The 19,370-nt window shown below is 63.1% G+C and carries 11 protein-coding genes; 3 read left to right on the plus strand and 8 right to left on the minus strand.

Translation table 11 applies throughout. From position 1 onward, the window contains the following. Complete coding sequence (locus tag F0P96_RS04730; protein ID WP_151077683.1) at positions 1-2,772, minus strand: TonB-dependent receptor; 2,772 nt, start codon at positions 2,770-2,772, stop codon at positions 1-3. A gap of 35 nt (positions 2,773-2,807) precedes the next feature. Continuing rightward, a complete protein-coding gene (locus tag F0P96_RS04735) occupies positions 2,808-3,557 on the minus strand; it encodes a cupredoxin domain-containing protein (RefSeq protein ID WP_151077684.1) in 750 nt (249 codons plus the stop codon). A 221-nt stretch (positions 3,558-3,778) separates the two neighbouring features. Here F0P96_RS04735 and F0P96_RS04740 point away from each other — a divergent pair, with 221 nt between their 5' ends. Continuing rightward, complete coding sequence (locus F0P96_RS04740) at positions 3,779-4,336, plus strand: BLUF domain-containing protein (protein WP_160620446.1); 558 nt, start codon at positions 3,779-3,781, stop codon at positions 4,334-4,336. 12 nt (positions 4,337-4,348) lie between these two features. Here F0P96_RS04740 and F0P96_RS04745 read toward each other — a convergent pair whose 3' ends face one another. The 3 genes from F0P96_RS04745 to F0P96_RS04755 all read right to left on the minus strand — a co-directional run bounded on the left by F0P96_RS04745 (position 4,349) and on the right by F0P96_RS04755 (position 8,685). Then, on the minus strand, positions 4,349-6,007 hold the full coding sequence (locus tag F0P96_RS04745) for an FG-GAP-like repeat-containing protein (protein WP_151077686.1): 1,659 nt from the start codon (positions 6,005-6,007) through the stop codon (positions 4,349-4,351). A gap of 329 nt (positions 6,008-6,336) precedes the next feature. Then, positions 6,337-6,912, minus strand: coding sequence for a hypothetical protein (locus F0P96_RS04750; RefSeq protein WP_151077687.1), 576 nt, complete (start codon positions 6,910-6,912; stop codon positions 6,337-6,339). 285 nt (positions 6,913-7,197) lie between these two features. Beyond that, the gene (locus F0P96_RS04755) at positions 7,198-8,685 is read right to left on the minus strand and encodes a T9SS type A sorting domain-containing protein (RefSeq protein ID WP_160620444.1); all 1,488 of its coding nucleotides are present in this window, start codon (positions 8,683-8,685) and stop codon (positions 7,198-7,200) included. A gap of 355 nt (positions 8,686-9,040) precedes the next feature. Here F0P96_RS04755 and F0P96_RS04760 point away from each other — a divergent pair, with 355 nt between their 5' ends. Further along, entirely contained in the window at positions 9,041-12,160 is a 3,120-nt protein-coding gene (locus F0P96_RS04760) for a serine hydrolase domain-containing protein (protein WP_235917386.1), read from the plus strand. Positions 12,161-12,395: 235 nt separating this feature from the next. Next, complete coding sequence (locus tag F0P96_RS04765) at positions 12,396-13,079, plus strand: hypothetical protein (RefSeq protein WP_151077689.1); 684 nt, start codon at positions 12,396-12,398, stop codon at positions 13,077-13,079. A 110-nt stretch (positions 13,080-13,189) separates the two neighbouring features. Here the strand turns inward: F0P96_RS04765 and F0P96_RS04770 are convergent, their stop codons facing one another. The 3 genes from F0P96_RS04770 to F0P96_RS04780 form a co-directional block, all read right to left on the minus strand. Further along, entirely contained in the window at positions 13,190-14,389 is a 1,200-nt protein-coding gene (locus F0P96_RS04770) for an acyltransferase family protein (RefSeq protein WP_151077690.1), read from the minus strand. Between the two features lie 129 nt (positions 14,390-14,518). After that, the gene (locus F0P96_RS04775) at positions 14,519-15,841 is read right to left on the minus strand and encodes a RagB/SusD family nutrient uptake outer membrane protein (RefSeq protein WP_151077691.1); all 1,323 of its coding nucleotides are present in this window, start codon (positions 15,839-15,841) and stop codon (positions 14,519-14,521) included. Between the two features lie 33 nt (positions 15,842-15,874). After that, positions 15,875-19,078, minus strand: coding sequence for a SusC/RagA family TonB-linked outer membrane protein (locus tag F0P96_RS04780; RefSeq protein WP_151077692.1), 3,204 nt, complete (start codon positions 19,076-19,078; stop codon positions 15,875-15,877). Positions 19,079-19,370: the final 292 nt, after the last annotated feature.

Below are 19,370 nucleotides of genomic sequence, written 5' to 3' on the forward strand. Positions count from 1 at the left end.
CTAGAGCTTGAAGTTGTAGGTGAGGGTGGGAATGGGCCGGCCGAAGATGGAAAGCTTGTAGCCCTTGATCTGTCCGTTTTCCGACTTGAAGTAGATGGAATACGGGTTTTTGCGGCCCGTCAGGTTGTACACGCCCAGCGTCCAAGAGCTGTGGGCCAGCTTCCGCACTTTGTGGTTGCCTTCGATATTGAGGGCGAAGTCGGCGCGGTAGTAATCGGGCACGCGGTAGGCGTTGCGGTCGGAGTAGAGCACGCGCAGGGAGTTGCCCACCTGGTACTTGGCCAGCGGCAGCGTGATGGGCCGCCCGGTGCTGTAGTTCATGTTCAGTGAGGCACTGATGCGCCGGCTGAAGCGGTAGTTGCCAATGAGGGTGAAGTCGTGGGGCTTGTCGAAGTTGCTGGGGTAGAACTGGCCGCCGTTCACGCGCTCGGCCGGGGTACCTTCGTTCACCTGCACCAACGAGCGGGAATAGGTGTAGCTCACCCAGCCGTTGATTTTGCCGGTGAGCTTTTTCACCATCACCTCCACACCGTAGGCCTGGCCCTCGGCATTCACCACGTCGGTTTCCAGGTGGTGGTTGAGAATGAGGGTGGCGCCGCTCTTGTAATCCACAAAGTCGTGCATGGCTTTGTAGTAGGTTTCCACCGACGTTTCAATGGTGTTGTCCTTGAAATTCTGGTAGTAGCCCAGCGCCACCTGGTCGCCCACCTGGGGCCGAATGTGCGCGTCGCTCAGCTTCCACACGTCGGTCGGCGACATGGAGGCCGTGTTGGAGAGCATGTGAATGTACTGGCGCATGCGGTTGTAGCTGGCCTTCACCGAAGAGTTGGCCGTCAGGGCGTACTTCATGGAAAGGCGGTATTCGGGGCCGTGGTAGGTGGCCATTACCTGGCCGGCGCGGTACTGCACGGTATCCACCACGTTGCCTTCGGTTTTGGGAAGGCCGGGGGTGTAGCGGCGCACGTCGCCGGCGCCCAGCGCGTGGTAGAGCGAGTAGCGCAACCCCACCGACACGGCCAGCCGGGGACTGATATCGATGCGGTCGGAAACGTAGGCGGCGCTTTCCAGGCCCTGCTCCCGCGGCAGCACATCGGTAGCCACCAACGACTCGCGCCCCCGCGGCAGGAGGCTGCCCGGCGACACGTGGTAGAGAATGGAGCTGGCCCCGAACTCGACGGTGTGCTTGGGGCTGAGGTAGTAGCTGAAATCGACCTGCCCGTTGGTTTGGCCCAGGCCGTAGGTCAGGCGGGAAGCACTTACGGCGTTCCGCTCACTGGTGATGTCGTAGTCGTAGCGGCTCACGCCGGTCGTCACCACGCTGTAGAGCTTGTTGTTGAAAATGTGCTTCCACTTCAGGCTCGCGTTCTGGTTCAGGTAGCGGTAGAGCGTGTCGGAGGCCAGCTTAAACTGGTCGCGGCTGACGTAGCCGGTGAGGTAGAGCGCGTTTTTAGCCGACAGCTCCACGCTCACGTGGGCGTTCAGGTCGTAGAACGCGGCCGAGCTTTCGCGGAAGCTCTTGGTGGGCAGCAGGTGCAGAATCCAGTTGGAGTAGGAGGTGCGCCCGCCCACCAGAAACGAGGCCTTGTCCTTCACAATAGGGCCCTCCAGCGTGAGGCGGCTGGTGAGCGGACCGATGCCGCCCACGGCCGAAAACTGCTTTTTGTTGCCGTCGCGCGTCACAATGTCGAGCACCGACGAAAGGCGCCCGCCGTACTTGGCCGGCACCGCGCTCTTGTAGAGCTCCACCGACTTGAGCATGTCGGGGTTGAAGGCCGAAAAGAAGCCGAACAAGTGCGCCGGGTTGTACACCGTCGCGTCGTTGAACAGAATCAGGTTTTGGTCGGTGGCGCCGCCGCGCACGTTCATGCCGGTGCTGCCCTCCCCCACCGACTTCACGCCCGGCAGCGTGAGAACCACGCGCAAAATGTCGGCCTCACCGAAAGCCGTGGGCACCTGCCGGATGGTGCGGATATCGAGCTTCTCCAGGCCCATTTGCATGCCCGCCACGTTCTTGTCTTTCTCGGCCTCAATCACCACTTCTTTGAGCGGCGTGATGTCCTCGTCGGTTTCAATTTCCAGCTTGCCGTCGTCGTAGAGCACAATCTGGCGCTTGGTGTTCTTGATGCCGATGCCGCGCACCAGCACGGTGTGGCGGCCCCGCGGCAGCGTGAGCGAGTAGTACCCGAAGGCGTCGGTGGCGGTGCCCACGGCCGGCGACTCCACGTACACAGTGGCTCCCACCACCGGCTCGCCCGATTGCGCATCGCGCAGGTGGCCGGCCACGGTGGCTTTGCCGCTCAGGTTGCCGCGGGCATTCCCAATTTCGTACACCCGACCGGCCGCGTTGCGGCGGGCGGCGGCTTTGTTTTGCTCCGCAAACGGATCTGCCAGCTCGGCCGGCGGCGCCTCGTTGGCGGTGGTGGGCAAGGTGAAAAAGTCGCGGGGCAGCTCGGGCTGAATGCGCACGCCGCCGCTGATGTACACGTGCTGCTGAGCGTCGATGGCGTAGTGCAGCGCGCTGTTCTTGAACAAGCCGTCGAGCACCGCAGCCAAGGGCTGCTGCTCCACCTTCAGGTTGATGCACAGGCTGTCGACGGCCAGGGGGTCGAAGTAGAACCTATACGGGGTGGTGCTTTCGATGTGCTGGGCAAAGGCTTCGAAGGAGGCATTGGCAAACGTGCCGCTGACGGTGGGCGCGGCCTGCTGCCCGTGGGCCGCAGGCGGCCCGCCAACAAGCAACAACAACAGGATAAGCCAGAAAAAATGCTTCATACGAGCCCGATTGCGGCGTAGCGTTTAGGACAGAACTAGTTTGCGGCGGCCGGAGCCGGGCTGGCGTAGTAGGAAGCCAGCAGCACAATGGATTTTTCGCGCTGCTCCCGCCCAAATTTCAGGTGCTGCGTCTTGGCGTATTTGCGCAGGTCCTTCTGCCGGTCGGGAAACGCCGCCAGCACCGACGACTTGCCTGCTACCGCGTGGTAGCGGCCTTGACTGAAGACGTAGTACCGGTCCTGCGGCACAAATACTTTCAGCACGCCCTTGCCCGCCACGTTTTGCAGTTCCTTGGTGCGCTTCACCAGCACGTGCACGGCCGCGGTGGGCTGGCCCGCTACCACGTCGTAGAAACCGGTAACGGGCGGTGCCGTGGCCTGGCCGGTGGCCACCAAGCGCACAAAGCGGTGCCCGTGCAGCTCGAAGGCGTGCACCCACTCGCTCACTAGCTGCAGCTGCGCGGGGCTGGTTTTGTTACGCGCCACCAGCACGTCCCGGTTCAGGTCGTAAAGCAGGGGCACGTTGGGAAAAGCAAAGCCGTCGTAGTCCACCGTGCCCAGGGTTTCCTGGTCGGAAACAAAGAACTGATGCCCCTCGGTCTGGCTGTTGTCGTAGTTGATGTACTCCGGCCCGTTGTAGAGCAGCGCCTCGCCGCCCAGGGCCTCCAGGTAGCGGCTGGTTACGTGGCGCACGGCGGCCCGCAGCTCGGGCACCTCGGCAGCCCCCCCCGCCTCTGCCGACTGTGCCACGGCGGGCACGGCCAATGGCCAAACCAGGCACAGCACACTTGTATATAGTTTTTTAAGCATGTAATTCTCTTTTTTGACGCTGCCCAAAGAACGACATGCGGCGGCAATAATGCCCGCCGCTCGCTAAACCCTTCCTGGCTGCTGGCCCCCAATCGGCAGGTATAAGAGGCAGGTTGATGCCCAAGGGTTGCGCTACGCTTGGGGTTGCAGTCGGCAACCCGGCGCCCGGTTAAGCACCGCTTCTGCCCGGGCCAAACGTGCTACCCACTGCCCAAAGCGGCTCTACGGGTTGCATCGGCAATGCGCCGGGCTCCGGCGGGCCGGGGGCCTTGCGCCCCACGCGCCAACTCCCGCCCCTTCAGTCCGTATCGGGGGCAGCAGTTACCGAGTTCATGCACCACATTATCTACGTCAGCACCGCTACCGAGGACTTTACGCCCGCGCAGCTCCAGGCCCTGCTGCACCACAACCGCCAGCGCAACGCCCGCTACCACGTCACCGGCATCCTGCTCTACCACGAGGGGCGCATCATGCAGCTGCTGGAAGGCGACGAGGCCCCCGTGCGCTACCTCTACCAGCAGATTGCGCAGGATGCCCGCCACACCGGCGTGGTGAAGCTGGCCGACGAGGCCATTGCCAGCCGCAGCTTCGCGCAGTGGCACATGGCTTACTGGGAGGTAGAGGCCCAGGATTTTGCCTACGCCGCCGGCTACATTCCCCTGCAGGAGTGGGCGCCCCCGCCCGGCCGCTTCGGCCCCGAAGACGCCCTGCGCCTGGAGGTGCTGCGGGCCTTTGTGCTGCCCGAAGCGGGGTAGCTTCGGCGGCCCCTACTCTACCACCACGCGGGCCGCGCCGCGCCCAAACGCGCCACTCACCTGCACGGCATACACCCCGGCGGCCCGGCCGGCCAGCGGCAGCGTCACGGTACCATCGGCGGCGGGGCGGGCGGCGAGGCGCAGTACCTGCTGGCCCAGGGCGTTGTAGAGCTGCACTTCCACCGGCCCCGTGCCGGGCGGCAGCTGCAGGATGGCGCGCTCGTGGGCCGGGTTGGGGAACAGCGCCAGGGCGCGGGCAGCCACCGCCGGCTGGCTGGCCGTAATACCGCCCTGGTTAAGGAGTACACTCACGGTATTGGTGTTGAAGTTACCCGTTATCAGGTCGATGTCGCCGTCTTCGTCCAGGTCGCCGGCGGCCAGCACGTCGGGGGTGGTGCCCACCACGGCGTCGGCGGTGCGCTGAAACCGGCCCTGGCCGTTGTTGAGGGCCACGCCCACGTAGTTGCGCGCGACACCAGCCGCCGCCAGGTCCAGGTCGCCGTCGCCGTCGAAATCGGCTGCTACCATGCCGTAGGGGTTTTCGGCCACCAGGGCATCGGCCGGGGCGGGCACGAAGCTGCCGGTGCCGGTGCCCAGCCGCACGTGCACCCGGGTTTGGGGGTCGTAGCCGGCCACCAGCACATCCAGGTTGCCGTCGCCGTTGACGTCGGCCATACGCAGCGTAACGGGCGACGGGGGCACGGGCACGTCGTTCACGCGGCTGAAAAAGCCGTTGGCGTCGTTTAGGTAAATGGCCACCGCGCTCAGCTGGTTGTTCATGTCGAGCAGGCCGATATCTAGGTTGCCGTCGTTGTCGAGGTCGGCTAGGTTCAGGTCGGTGGGGTAACTGGCGCCGTGGGGCGCGGCCACGATGGTGGGCGTCAGCAGTTGGCCGGTGCCGTCGTTGTAGCTCACGCGGCCGCCGCTGAAGCCCACGTAGGCCAGGTCGAGGTAGCCGTCGGCGTTCAGGTCGCCCACTTTCAGCGACGACGCGGCTTGGGCAAGGTCGTAACCGCCGCCGAACACGCCCGCGCCGTCGTTGAAACGCACGTGCAGGCCCCCGGCAGACGTAATCAGGTCGAGGTCCTGGTCGTTGTCGAGGTCGGCCAGCGCCACGTGAGCCGCTCCCAGGTTGGGGTCGGGGCCGGGCGCGAGCACGCCGCGGCCGTTGTTGAGCAGCACCAGCGCACTACCGCGCCCCACCACGGCATCCAGGTCGCCGTCGTTGTCCACGTCGCCCAGGGCAATGTCCACCACGCGGCTGCCCGTGGCCACCGGCGGCAGGCTTTGGAACAGGCCACTGCCGGCCGGTGCCGCCACCGTAAACTGCTGCACCCGCGCCGCTACCGTTCCGCCCGCACCCTGCACCGTGGCGGGCACCGTCAGGCTCACCACTTCGCCCGCGCCAAACGGTTGGGCCGGCGTGAGGGTGAGGGCCGCGGTGCCGCCGCCCGTTACTGCCGCAGCCCGGTAGCCGCGTCGCTGGTTGCTGAACACGCGAATACCCGCCGCCGAGGCGGCCGACACCGGCTGCGAAAACGTGAGGGTAATGGGCGCGGCACGCGGCACGTGCAGGGCGTTGCGCACCGGGCTGGTGCTCGTCAGCACGGGGGCTTGGGCCCGGGCCCAGCCGGACAGCAGCGCCAGGGCCGCGAGTAGGGGAAACTTCATGGCCCGAAGCTACGCCCTGCTGGGTGTTGCTGCACAGGGCAGAAAGGAAAACCTACAAGGCCGAGCGCCGCAAGTTTGGCTTCCTGATAAGAAAGTTGCTAACTGCGGTTGCCCGAAGAATGAAAAAGCCCGCCGGTGTGCGCTACCCGGCGGGCTTTTTTGTGGGGGTGGGACGGATTGATTAAGAGCATATTTGTGCGTCATGCTGAGCTTGTCGAAGCATCTCTATTGATAGTAATTTCTATCCAACGAAGCGGTAGAGATGCTTCGGCGGGGCTCAGCATGACTTAAACCGATTTTGCGGCACATACGTAACGCAGGAGTCGCTTTCATGGAATAAAGCGGTTAGTGCTATCGGGTTTTGGAGCGAACCGCCGGAACGAGAAACGCTGCTCTACGGCTTCGGTTTGCACGCCCCGGCTATCGGGGTAATGCTTCTCCAACTGGGTTATCTGAAAGGTCGTGTCGTTCAACACATCACCCGTTGCCAGCACGGTGGATCGGCCGCAGTGCCCATCAATCCAGTAGTTAAGCTGAATGCTACGCCCGTCCAAGGTACAAATACCCCAACTGGACTTCCGCCCTGGTACATTGCCGCCTGGGGTACGGGTTGACCGCTCGATTGAGCGAACATATTCATTCAGCTTTGGTAGCTCGGCCGCTCCAGCGGAAAGCAGCACCCCGTTTTGGTACAGCACCAGCACTTTTTGGTAGGTTCTTCCGCCTGGCCCGGTCTCGGTAATAGGCGCGCCGTAATAGTAGCCGTTGGTTTGCAGTGCTGGGGTAGCCGTCAAGTCGCTTCTGGTCAGGCTTAGCTTTTCGTCTGTGCACAAACCTGTTTTTTCGCAGCTGGCACAGGCCAGCCAGCACACAATCCATATAGAGGGTTTCAGAATAGATTTCATAGCTGCGGATATCCTTCTTGTTTGGATGAAGCTAGTGAATTCCGTTGTGGTACTGCTGATACCGCATTGATCCAGAGGCTAGCATCGTGGTCAACCCGCGCAACCCCACATTCAAGTTAAATTCGTCCCGCACCACTCCCCTACCGCTTTGCGTTTCCCCAAGCTTCTGTTGTTGCTGGCTTCAGCACACGTGACTCAATTCCTAGCTTAATGCAAACAGCCCGCCGGATGCACTATCCGGCGGGCTGTGTATGCAAATCTACCGTTGCTTGGGCTGCGGCTTGGCTACTGCTTGATGAGTTTTATTACCTGCTTTTGCTTGCCTTGCTCGGCGCGGAGGTAGTACAGGCCGGCGGGCAGCAAGGCTGTAGTTGGTAGCTCGAACCGCTGAATGCCGGTGGTGGTGGGCAAGGTGGTGGTGCTGAGGGTATGCCCGAGTACATCCAGCACGCGGAACGTGACCGTGCCGGGGCCAAAGGTATCGAGCTGCACGGTGGCCATGTGGTCGAAGGGATTGGGGAACACGCTGGCCGTAAAGGCGCGGGCGCTACCCGTTACCTGCACCGTGCGCACCGCCGACGTATGGGTTTGGCGGTTTTCATCGACCTGCTGCAGGCGGTAGTAGACCATGCCCTGGGTGCCGCGCGGCACATTGGTATCGGAAAAGCGGTAGGCAATTTGCGCCGTGCTGGTGCCGGCGCCGGCTTGCTGGCCTACTGTCTGAAATGTGCGGCCATCGAGGCTGCGCTCAATGAGGAAGTAAGCGTTGTTGGTTTCGGAAGCCGTAGCCCAGGTGAGCTGCACGGCCTGACCGTTCCAGTTGACTGCAAAAGCCATCAACTCCACCGGCAAAGGCTGCTTGTTTACCGTGATGGTGAGCGAAGACGAGCCGGAGCAGCTGCCGGCACTGGTGGTGCCGCTAACGGTATAGAGCGTGGTGCGCGTGGTGGTCACGTTTAGCCCTGGTCCGGTTCCGGTGAGGGTAGTGGTGGTAATGCCGTCGTTGGCGGTGTAGGTGTAGGGTTGAGTACCACCCGAGGTGGTCAGCAGGGTTTGGGCGCCCGAAGCCACGTTGTTGTCGGCATCATTCGATGCCAGATTTAGATTGTTGACGGCTACCCGCACGGCTTGCGTCACGGGGGTGTTGTCGCAATTGGGGGTGGTGGTGGTAACGGTGTAAACCGTGGAAACGGCGGGGCGCACGTCAAACACGCCGGTGGTGTTGCTGTCCAGCGCCTGCCCGTTGCTCGACAGGGTGTAGATGGTGCCGGCAGTGGCGCCGCTGGCCGTAAGGCGCACCGCGGTATTGGGGCACACCGCGCCGTTGTTGGCGAGAGCTGCGCCGTTTGCGCTGGCAATAACCGACAGGGTCGGGGCCAGCGTCAGCGAGAACAGCTTGAGCTTGGTGTTTTGGCAGGCAATCTGGCTGGCCAGCACGTAGGTGGCTTCCTGGGCTATCGGCGGCAGCGGAAACGTGTACGTCATGCCCGCAACCGAGGGACTGATGACGCTGAGCGTGGTCGTATCCCCGTCGATTACCCTTTTAAGCGTCAGGGTGCCACCGGATGCCGGATTAACCACCAAAGCCGGTGTAGCTGCGTCGGTTGGGCAGTAGACGCCATCGAGCGTACCGGTGCCGTTGTTGATGGTTTTTGTGGTGGTGGACGTTCCGGTTGGGTAGGTGATGGTAAACTGACCTGAACAGTTGCTGTTGTTGGGTTGGCTATAGGCCGTGAGGATGGACGTGAAAAGCACCAGAATGAAGCAATTCAATGAAACGTATGTTTTTTTCATTATTTCTACATTTTTCTTGCCTTATCTAAGTCAAGATACATGCAGTACACCACTCAAGCGGTTATAGTTTTACTTTATCCAACTTAATGTAGTACAATTTACAATTACTATTCTCACAGCCATGAAAGGGCTTTTGCCAGAAAAATAATATTCGACTCTGTTTATGACGAAGCTTAACACAGCCGAACTTTGGCTGTTAAGTTGGCTTGTCAATAGGTCGCCTGCACCAAGCCAAAAGCCAAAGCCAGCCAGGAACGTACAGCCAGTATTTGCCTGACTACGGCCGAGGTGCCGCATTCAAGTTAAATTCGCCCCGCACCACTACCCTACCGCTTTGCGTTTCCCCAAGCTTCTGTTGTTGCTGCTGTTGCTTTTCGGGCCACTGCTGGCCCCGGCGCAGCGCCGCCCGGCCCGCAAGGTGCCGGCCACGCGGCCGGCCAAGTCGGCGGTGGCCCCGGCCAAAACCTCGGCCACGGCGGCCAAGCCCGCCGCTACGCCCCCGCCCTTTGCCAAGTACCTGAACTCGCCCTGGGTTGATTCGGTGATGCGCACGCTCACGCCCGACCAGCGCGTGGCGCAGCTGTTTATGGTGGCCGCCTACTCCAACCGCCAGCGCATCGACGAAGATTCCGTGGCGCGGCTGGTGCAGCAGTACGGCGTGGGCGGGCTCATCTTCTTTCAGGGCGGCCCCGTGCGGCAGGCCAAGCTGCTCAACCGCTACCAGGCGCAGGCCAAAGTGCCCCTGCTGGTGGCCATGGACGCCGAATACGGCCTGGGCATGCGCCTCGACAGCACCATTCGGCTGCCCTACCAGATGGCCATGGGCGGCATCCGCGACAACGCCCTCATCTACGACATGGGTCAGGAGTTGGCGCGGCAGTTCAAGCGCATCGGCATGCACGTGAACTTCGCGCCGGTGGTCGACGTGAACAACAACGCCAACAACCCCGTCATCGGCAACCGCTCGTGGGGCGAAAACCGCGACAACGTGGTGGCCAAAAGCTACCAGTACATGCAGGGCATGCAGGACGCGGGCATTCTGGCCGTGGCCAAGCACTTCCCCGGCCACGGCGACACCGACACCGACTCGCACCTGGCCCTGCCGCTGATTCGGGTGGACAAGCGCCGCCTCGATACGCTGGAGCTGGTGCCGTTCCGCTCGCTAATGCAGCGCGGCCTGGGCGGCGTGATGATTGCCCACCTCAACATTCCGGCCCTCGACACCACCGGCACGCCTTCCACCCTGTCGGAACCCATTGTGACGGGCCTCGTGAAAAAAGGCCTGGGCTACGAGGGCGTCATCTTCACCGACGCCATGAACATGAAGGGCGTCATCAACAAGTACCCGCCCGGCGAGGCCGACGTGCGCGCCCTGCAAGCCGGCAACGACATCCTGGAATTCTCGAAGAACATTCCGCTGGCCTTGCAAATGGTGCGCGCCGCCATCGACAGCGGCCAGATCAAGCAGGCCGACATTGATATGCGCTGCCGCAAGGTGCTGGCCCTGAAACAGTGGGCCGGGCTGAACCACTACCGCCCCATTGAGCTGCGGAATCTGTACCAAGACCTGAACACGCCCCACGGCCTGTACCTCAACCAGCATCTGCAGGAGCTGAGCACCACCCTGCTGCGCAACCAGCGCAACCTGCTGCCCTTGCAGCGCCTCGATACGCTGCGCATCGCGGCCGTGAGCATCGGCACCAAGGACACCACCGCCTTCCAGCGCATGGTGGGCGACTACGCCCCGGCCGGCTACTTCTCCGTGGCCGCCTCACCCTCGATGGATGAGCTGGCCCGGCTGCGTGAGCAGCTGAAAGGCTACAACCTGCTGCTGATTGGCATTCAGAGCCTGGGCCGCCTGCCCGCCACCAACTTCAACGTGACGGCCGAAACCAACGTGCTGCTGCGCGAGCTGGTGGGCCTGAAAAAGCGCATGGTAGTAACGGTATTCGGCGACGCCTACGCCGTGGCCAAAGTGCGCGACATCAACGCCGCCGACGCCGTGATTCTGGGCTATCAGGAAGGCAAAAACGCACAGGAGCTGGCCGCGCAGCTGATTTTCGGCGGCGTGGGGGCATCGGGCAAGTTGTCGGTGACGGTCAGCCCGCAGTACGGCTACGGCTACGGGCTGACCACGCAGGGCGGTATGCGGCTGGGTTACGCCTACCCCGAGGCCGTGGGCATGAGCAATACACTGGAAGCCCGCGTCGATTCGTTGATGAACCAGGCGCTGGCGGCCAAGGCCTTTCCCGGCGGCGAGGTGGTCATTGCCCGCCGCGGCACGGTGGTGCTGCGCAAAAGCTACGGCACGCTCAGCTACGGTCCCGGCGCCCGCCCCGTGCGCAACACCGACCTCTACGACCTGGCCTCGGTGACGAAAGTATCGGCCGCGCTGCCGGCCCTGATGAAGCTGCAGGACGAGGGCAAGTTCAGCCCCGACAAGACCTTGGGCGACCTGTTCGACTTCCTGAAAGGCACCAACAAGCAGGACCTAAAGATGCGCGACGTACTCACGCACCAGGCCCGCCTGAAAGCCTGGATTCCGTTCTGGCAGAACTACACCCAGCCGAAGGGCATCTTCGCGCGCCTCTTCGCTAAGTACCCGCACGAGCCCATCAAGTCCGCGCCGGGCGAGGTGCTGCCCATGAGCCGCCGCTTCTTCCGGGCTGATTCGTCGGCGCGCTTCCCGCTGCAAGCTGGCACCGGCTTGTGGGCGCGCAAAGATTTTCCCGAGCGCATTTACAAGGCCATTGGCGAGTCGCCGCTGAACGAGAAGCCGGGCTATGTGTACTCCGATTTGTCGTTTATCATGTACCCGTACTTCGTGCAAAAAGCCACGGGCAAGACGCTGGGGCAGTTTGTGCAGGATGAAATTTACCGGCCGCTGGGCGCCAGCACGCTCGGCTACAACCCCACGCGCCGCTTCCCACTCAGCCGCATTGCCCCCACCGAATACGACTCGCTGTTTCGCCGCCAGCAGCTGCACGGCACGGTGCACGACGAAGGCGCGGCCCTGCTCGGCGGCCTTTCGGGCCACGCGGGGCTGTTCGGCAACGCCAACGACCTGGCCAAACTGGTGCAGCTGTATGCCTGGAACGGCAAGTACGGCGGGCAGCAGCTCCTCAAGCCCGAAACCGTGCAGGAGTACACCAAATGCCAGTTCTGCCCCGACAACCGCCGCGCCCTCGGCTTCGACCGACCCGCCGCGAATCCATCGGTTAATTCGGCCAAAAACGCCAGCCAGCAGAGCTACGGCCACACCGGCTTCACCGGCACCTACTTCTGGGTCGACCCGATGTACGACCTGACGGTGGTGTTTCTCTCAAATCGCGTGAACCCCACGCGCCGCAACAACAAAATCGGCGACCTGAGCGTGCGCAGCCACTTGCTGCAGCTGGCCATTGACGCCGTGCAGTCGGAGCGCCCGAAGGTGGAATCGACGGTGGAAGAGTAGTTTGGGCCGCATCACATGTAATGCGCCCGGCGGGCGGCTCAGCAATGGGCCGCCCGTTGCGTTTGGGACCGGTGGCAGGCGTCTCGTGGCCAGGCAACCCTGCGGGGTCGGCGCCCATCTTTGACTTACTCACATGCTTATGCGATTTACAAGCGCCTTGATTTACACGAGGTTTGCATTGTCAACGCCTCGTTCGCCAGCCCCGGCATCGTTCCGCTTCCGCCTCCTTACTTCCATGCTTCTGCTCCGTTTTTTCCTGCGTCGCGCTTCCCTGCTGCTGGCACTGACCTCCAGCCTGGCACTGAGCGGCTGTGGCAACGGATTTTTCCCCGACATGGACGACGAGGAGCTGCCGCACTACACCTTGTCGGCCCAGGAACAAGCCTGGGTAACACCCTACCGCTTGGGCGAAGAATGGCGCTTTCGCAACGCGGCCGGCTACGAGCGGCGCTACCAGGTGCGTGGGCTGACCGACCGCACCTGGCCCGGCCACCCCGCGGGCAGCTCCATGATGCAGTATTACCAGCAGGAAGTGGGCGCCCGCGTCGAGCGCGTGGATTCGGCCTACGACCAGCGCGCCGACCAGTACAAGTTTGCCGCCACGATGGTGGTGGGGGCGGCCATCAAGTTCGAAGCCCAGCCCTTGCCGCTGATGGCCCGCTTCGAATGGGGCTCGACGGCGCTGGCGCTGCCCGTGGCCGAGGTCAATTCCATGCGGCCGCTGCCGGCGGGGGTGCGCCTGCTGCCGGCGGCTACGTTCGGAAGCCAGACCTACCAGAACGTGCTCGAATACACCAACCTGCAACCGCGGGCAGACCAGCCCTTAGCGCCGTGGGTGACCACGCGGCTTTACTACTCTCGGGAACAAGGCGTCGTCCGTTTCGTAGAAGCCGATGGTACTGTGTGGGACCGGGCCTAGCGCCGGCACCGAAGAAGTAGATTTAAGTGAAAAAAGGTTGGTAGCAGGCGGCTCCGGTTGGGGCCGCCCGCTCTGTTTTTGGCCCTATCCCAACGCGGCCACGTGGCGGCTCAGACCTTGATGATGATGCGGCGCGAATACATCCACCACAGAATGCCCATCCAGATCAGGATAAGCGTGACGGCACCCGCCAACGAGGCATTGCGCGGGTCGGCAAACAGCGGCTCGAAATAGTGCTGGTAGAGCCACTCCTTCAGCCCTAACTCCTTGCCATTGGCACCGGGCAGCTTGATGAGGCCCATGATGCGCGGAATGAGGCCGGAGAGGAAGAACACGGTAATGGCATTGACGCCGTAGACGAGGAAGGGCTTGATCCAGCCGCGCCAGCCCTGCACGTCGCAGAGCCAGTAGAGCGTGGCGAGGCAGGCCACGGCAATGCCGCCGGTGTAGAGCACGTAGGAGCTGGTCCAGAGGCTTTTGTTGACGGGAAACCAGCCGTTCCAAATCAGTCCCAGCGCAATGAACAGCCCGGCATCCACAAACAGCCACGCGACTTTGGTGGCCGGCTCCACGTCGCGCCGCCGCAGCCACTGCGCCGTGATGACGCCCAGCAGGCCCGTGCCCACCGCCGGCAAGGTGCTCAGTAGGCCTTCAGGGTCCCAGGTCTTGCTGATTTTCCAGAGGTGCGCCTCGCCCAGCAGCGTGCGGTCGAGCCAGGCGCCGAGGTTGGTGGCGGGTTCCAAGTTGGCTGGGCCGAAACCGGGCACCGGCACCAGTTGCAGCAGCACGTTGTAGCCGACGAGAATAGCCGCCAGCAACCACAGCTGCGTGCGGCGCTCGGTTTTCAGAAAGATGACGCCGCAGGCAAGAAACACCAGCCCAATGCGCTGCAGCACGCCCAAAAGGCGCACGGTGCTGAAATCGAACTTCGGAAAGAGCGACAGAAACACGCCCAAGGCAAACAACACCGCCGCCCGCCGCACTATCCGCCACATAACCGGGCCTTGTGGCCCGCCCTGCTGCTTCACGCCATCCAGCGCGTACACGAGCGAGACGCCCACGATGAACAGAAAGAAGGGAAAGATGAGGTCGGTAGGCGTGCAGCCGTTCCACTCGGCGTGCTCCAGGGGCGCGTAGATGTGGCCCCAGTCGCCGGGGTTGTTTACCAGAATCATGGCCAGCACCGTGATGCCGCGAAACACGTCGAGCGACACGAGGCGGCCCGGCGGCGCGGCCTGGCTTACGCCTTCCTTCGGTTCGGCCAAAGGCACGGTGTGGGTGGTATCAACGGCAGCTTGAGTGGTTTGCATGACAGTCAGGGAAAATAACAGGCCGTACTGCTTGGTCCGTAAGCTAGCGGCGGCGCCCACCCAAGGTAAACAGAAGTAGCGCGAAGCCGGGGCCGCGCGCTACTTCTGTTTGCCAGTGTATTGGCCCCCTTAGGCCGGGTCGGTGGCGGGCGTCGAGGTATTGTTTTCGCGCTCTACGCGGGGGTACGGGAAGAAATTGCGGTTCCGCTCGGCCCCCGTGGTGCCCGGTCCCGGCCGCCCGAACCGGCGGCTGTCTTCGAGGCGGAAGCCCTGGAAGGCCAGCTCCACCTGCCGGTTGCGGTAGATGTCGAGCAGCACGGCATCGGCGGTGAGCGGACCGGCGTACGGCGCCAGGCCGGCCCCGGGCGGCGCCGTGGGCAGCGTGGTGTTGCCCAGGAAAGTGGCCGGGGCCGTGCTGGTGCGCACTTTGTTCAGCTCCAGCACGGCGTTGGGCAGGTCGCTTTTGCGGGCGTAGGCTTCGGCCCGAATGAGGAGCATTTCGCCGGGCAAATACACCGGAATGGGGGCGCCGCTGGCCGTGTAGAAACCGGTGCCGCGGTTTTGGGTGGCCGTGGGGTTGGCGCGGGTGTAGAAGGGAATGCGCCGGTCGCCGGCTTCGGGGGCCAGGGCGGCGGGCAGGCCAAGGTTCACGTCGGTGGGCTCAAACACGTTGCGGTTGCCGAAAGCCACTTCAAACACCGGGTTGCGGGCCAAGTCGTCGAAGCTGAAATACGAGCGACTGGTCAGGTCTACGCGGCCGGCCGCGGCCAGGGCCTTGTCGTAGTCGCCCGCCATCAGGCTGTAACGGGCTATGAGGGCCTGCAAAGTGTTGGGCAGGTTGATGCCGCCGATGATTTTGCTGGTAAAATCGGCCGACACGGGCGTGGCGCTTAGTTGCGTGGCGGCCGCCTCCAGCTGTGCTACGGCTGACTGCAGCGCCTGCACGCGCGTTACGAAGGGCGCGTTTTCCTGCGTGACGATGGGCAGCTGCTCGAAGTACTGCGCCATGGTGCCAATGGCTAGCGCCCGAAAAACGCTGGCGTAGGCCACAATGCCGCTGCGCGTGCCCGGATCGGCGGCGTTGTTGGCGTTGGCCAGCACCAGGTCGGCGTTGGCGCGCACCAGCTGGCACTGCGTCCAGAGGTTGCGCACCACGCCGTTGATGTTGGTGATGTTGCCGGCGCCGAGGCTGACGTTGAACTCCTCAATGTTGCCCTGATTAATGATGAGCAACTCGCGGGTGGTCAAGCCGCCGCTGGCCACCGTGTTGTAGAGCGGGCTAAGCGCGCCGCCCGTGGTAAAGCGCGACTGTATGCCGTTGCACACGGTTATCAGGCCGTCGGAGTTGGTGAGCACCTGGGCGGCGCTGGCGGTGCTGGGGTTCAGGTATTCCTTTTCGCAGCCGCTCGTGGTGGCCGTTAGCACGGCCAGCAAAACCAGTATCTTTTTCATGAGGTAGCAGAGGTTGGAAGGTGAACACCCACGCTAAAAGCTGGCCGACAGCCGCAGCTGGTAAGTGCGCGGAATGGGCACGTTGCCGAAGTCCACGGCCCGCAGCAAATCGGATGAGCCCCCGGCGCTGGTTTCGGGGTCGAAGCCCTTGTAGTCGTCCCACGAGTACAGGTTGCGGCCAATCAGCGCCACCGACAGCTCCCGGATGCGGGGGCTGAACGAGGGCAGCGTATAGCTCAGGGCGGTTTCGCGCAGCTTCACAAACGAGCCGTCGTCGATGCGAAACTCCTGGGTGTTGTAGGTGGCGAAGATGTAGCCGCGCGGCAGTTCGCCGCGTAGTTCCTTCTCGGCCACCTCGCCCACGCCCACGCCCTGCCGGGTGCGGTAGTCGGCATTGAACACATCCACGCCCTGCACGGCATCAACCAGCACGCGCAGAGAGACCTTTTTGTAGGTGAAGCTGGTGTTGAACGAGCCAGTCCAGTCGGGGTTTGGGTCGCCAATGACCACGTTGGCAATGCTGGTGCCCGGGCCGTAGCCGGGCTGCCCGTCGGCCCCGCGGGCGCGCGTAAACCCAATTTCGCCGTTGCCTTGCCCAATGGCACGCTCGTCCTGCCGGAAGCCCTGCGGGGTGAGTAAGAGCGAGCCGTCGGGGTTGCGGGCGTAGGCCGAGCCGTAGAACACGCCCGCCGGCTGGCCGTTGATGAGGTACACCGGTGCGCCGGCCACGTTGTCGATGGGCACGGCGGCCGAGCCCACCAGGTCCACAATCTTGTTGCGGTTGCGGTTGTAGATCAGGGTAACGTCCCAGCTAAAATCCGCTGTGCGCACCGGCGACGCACTCAACTGCACTTCCACGCCCTTGTTGTTGAGCCGGGCCACGTTTTCGACGATGGTGGAGCCGCCCCGCGAAGGCGCAATGCTGCGGTCGACTACCAAATCGGTGGTTTTCTGGTCGTACACCGACACGCCCAACCCAATCCGGTCGTTGAGGAAGCCCAGGTCGGCGCCGAACTCCAGCTCGGCCACCCGCTCCGGCCGCACCCGCGAGTTGGCCAGGCGCGCGTTGGGCACAGTGGTGTTGCGCCCCTGAAAGCCCACCGGCAGGTATTGGTAAAACCGGTCGTAGGAGTTGATGGCCGTCAGGCCCCCGGCTTCGCCGTAGCTGGCGCGCAGCTTGAGGGCGCTGAAGGCTTTGTTGTAGCTGCCGTTTTGCCAAAAGCCCAGATCCGACACCACCAACGAGCCGCTCACCTTGGGGTAGTACTGGTTGGTTTCGGAGGGCGAAAACTTCGACGACCGGTCGCGGCGCAGGGCCCCGGTGAGGAACGCCAGGTTGCGGTAGCCAATGGTAGCCTGCCCGAAAATGCCGCTCAAATCGAACTGGTCCAGCTCGTAGGCCGAGGCCACCAAGGTGCTGGCCGAGCCGCTGACCGTGGTAATGCCGGCTACCTGGTTCTGCCCCTGGGTGCGCACCAGCTCACCCCGCAGGTACTGGTAGCTGTAGCCGGCCAGCAGCGTCAGTTTGAGGCTTTCGGTCAGCTGCTTGTTGTAGCCCAGGTTCACATCGGAGTTCAGCTGGAGCACGTTGTTGTTGGCGTTGGCCGCAAACCCCGAGGGGTAACGAGCCAGCGGCAGACCGGCCACGGCCTGGTATGGGTACGGTCGGATGTAGTTCTGCCCCGCCTGCGAGTAGGTATCCACGCCCAGAATGTAATCAAGCGAAATGTCCTTGAAAGGCGTCAGGTTCACCTGCAAATCGGCAATGGTGCGGTTGATGCGCTGCGTGAACTTCATGTCCTCGATGGTCGAGAGCGGGTTGACGCGCGTGGGCTCCACGGCCAGCAGGTTGCCGCTGATGTCGCGGCGGTTGATGTCGTAGATGTTGTTGGTGATGTTGACGGAGTTGATGGGGCTGTAGAACACGTTGCCGTTGGCCTTCTCGTTGGCAAAGCTGTTGTTGTAGGCCACCCCCACCGTGGCGCGGGCCCAGTTGGTGAGGCGCTGGTCGACGCGGGCCCGCACGTTGTAGCGCGTGAAATCGGTGCCCTTGATGATGCCCTGGTTTTTCAGGTAGCCCACCGACACCAGGTACTGCGTGCCCTCCGAGCCGCCGTTGATGGAAATGCCGTTGTCGGTGCCGGTGCCGGTCCGAAAAATCTCCTTGAAGTAGTCGTAGCGCTGCACGTCCACCAGGTTGGTAGCCAGCTGGGCCGTGGCCCCGGCCCGGTTGATGCCCGTGGTGGTGGTGCCGGGGTTGGCCGCCAGCTCCTGCGCCGTGGGCACCCCAATGGTGTAGAGGCGCAGGCGCTCAAAGCCGAACTGCTTGCCGTAGGTGTTTATCGGCACCGATTTCCGCAGCTCGTTCACGTTGAAGCTGGTGTACGCCGACACCCGCGGCGCCCCGGCCTGCCCCCGCTTGGTGGTGATGAGCACGACCCCGTTGGAAGCCCGCGACCCGTACTGTGCCGCCGCCGCGGCCCCGTTTATCACGTTGATGCTGGCAATGTCGTTGGGGTTGAGGTCGGCCAGGCGGTTCTGCCCTGGGTTGGCTTCCCGCCCAATCCCGCCGTCGGCGGCCGCGGCCAGCTGCGACACGTTGGTGCTGGCGTTGCTCACAATCACGCCGTCGATGACGTAGAGCGGATCGGAGGAGCCGCGCAGGGAGTGAATGCCGCGCAGGCGCACCGACATCGAGCCCGATGGGTCGCCGGAGTTCTGCACGATTTGGGCCCCGGGCAGCTTGCCTTGCAAGGCATTGAGCGTGCCGCCCGTGCCGCTCTGCACAATGTCCTGCGCCTTCACCGTGCTGATGGCGTTGCCCAGTTCGCGCCGGTTGACGCTGATGGTCGAGCCAATCACCACCACGTCATCGAGGCTTTGGCGAGCTTCCGACAAGGAAATGTCGGTGGTTGCGCCCGGCCCGGCACCCAAACTCACGGAGCGGGTCTGCGTTTTGAAGCCTACGATGGAAAACGTGAGCGTGTAGGTGCCGGGGGCTAGCTGCACGGGTAGCGTGTAGGCGCCGTCGGCGTTGGTGGAAGTGCCCAGCGTGGTACCGCTGATGAGCACCGTGGCACCGGGCAGCCCCTGCCCCCGCTCATCCGTGACGCGCCCCTGCAGGGTATATGCCTGGGCGCCGCCGGCCTGTGCAAGCACCTCGGTGCTCGTCAGCAGACACAGAAAAAACCAGCCCAACAATAATGTCAGCCTGGCAAGTGTGTACGTGTTCCGCATAGCAAGAAATGGAAAGGGGAAAGCGACAATGCTTGCTAAATATATCGTATTAATAATTTAAATAGTACAAATATTTAGTCACCTAATTTTAATTCTACAACCCTGGAATTATCCTATTATTCAATTCTTTACCAGCAGGTTTCCAAGCAACGACCAACCACCAATTGACCGTGGCAATCAGTTTGTACGCCGGCAACGGGCCTAGGCTAACAAACGAGCAGCGCGGCCCACCGCAACCTAGGGTTCCGGCGGGCCGCGCTGATGCTTTGGGCTACGACTGTGCTTCTTCTGC

The sequence above is a fragment of the Hymenobacter busanensis genome, assembly GCF_008727865.1.
In the GTDB taxonomy this organism is placed as follows: Bacteria; Bacteroidota; Bacteroidia; order Cytophagales; family Hymenobacteraceae; genus Solirubrum; species Solirubrum busanense.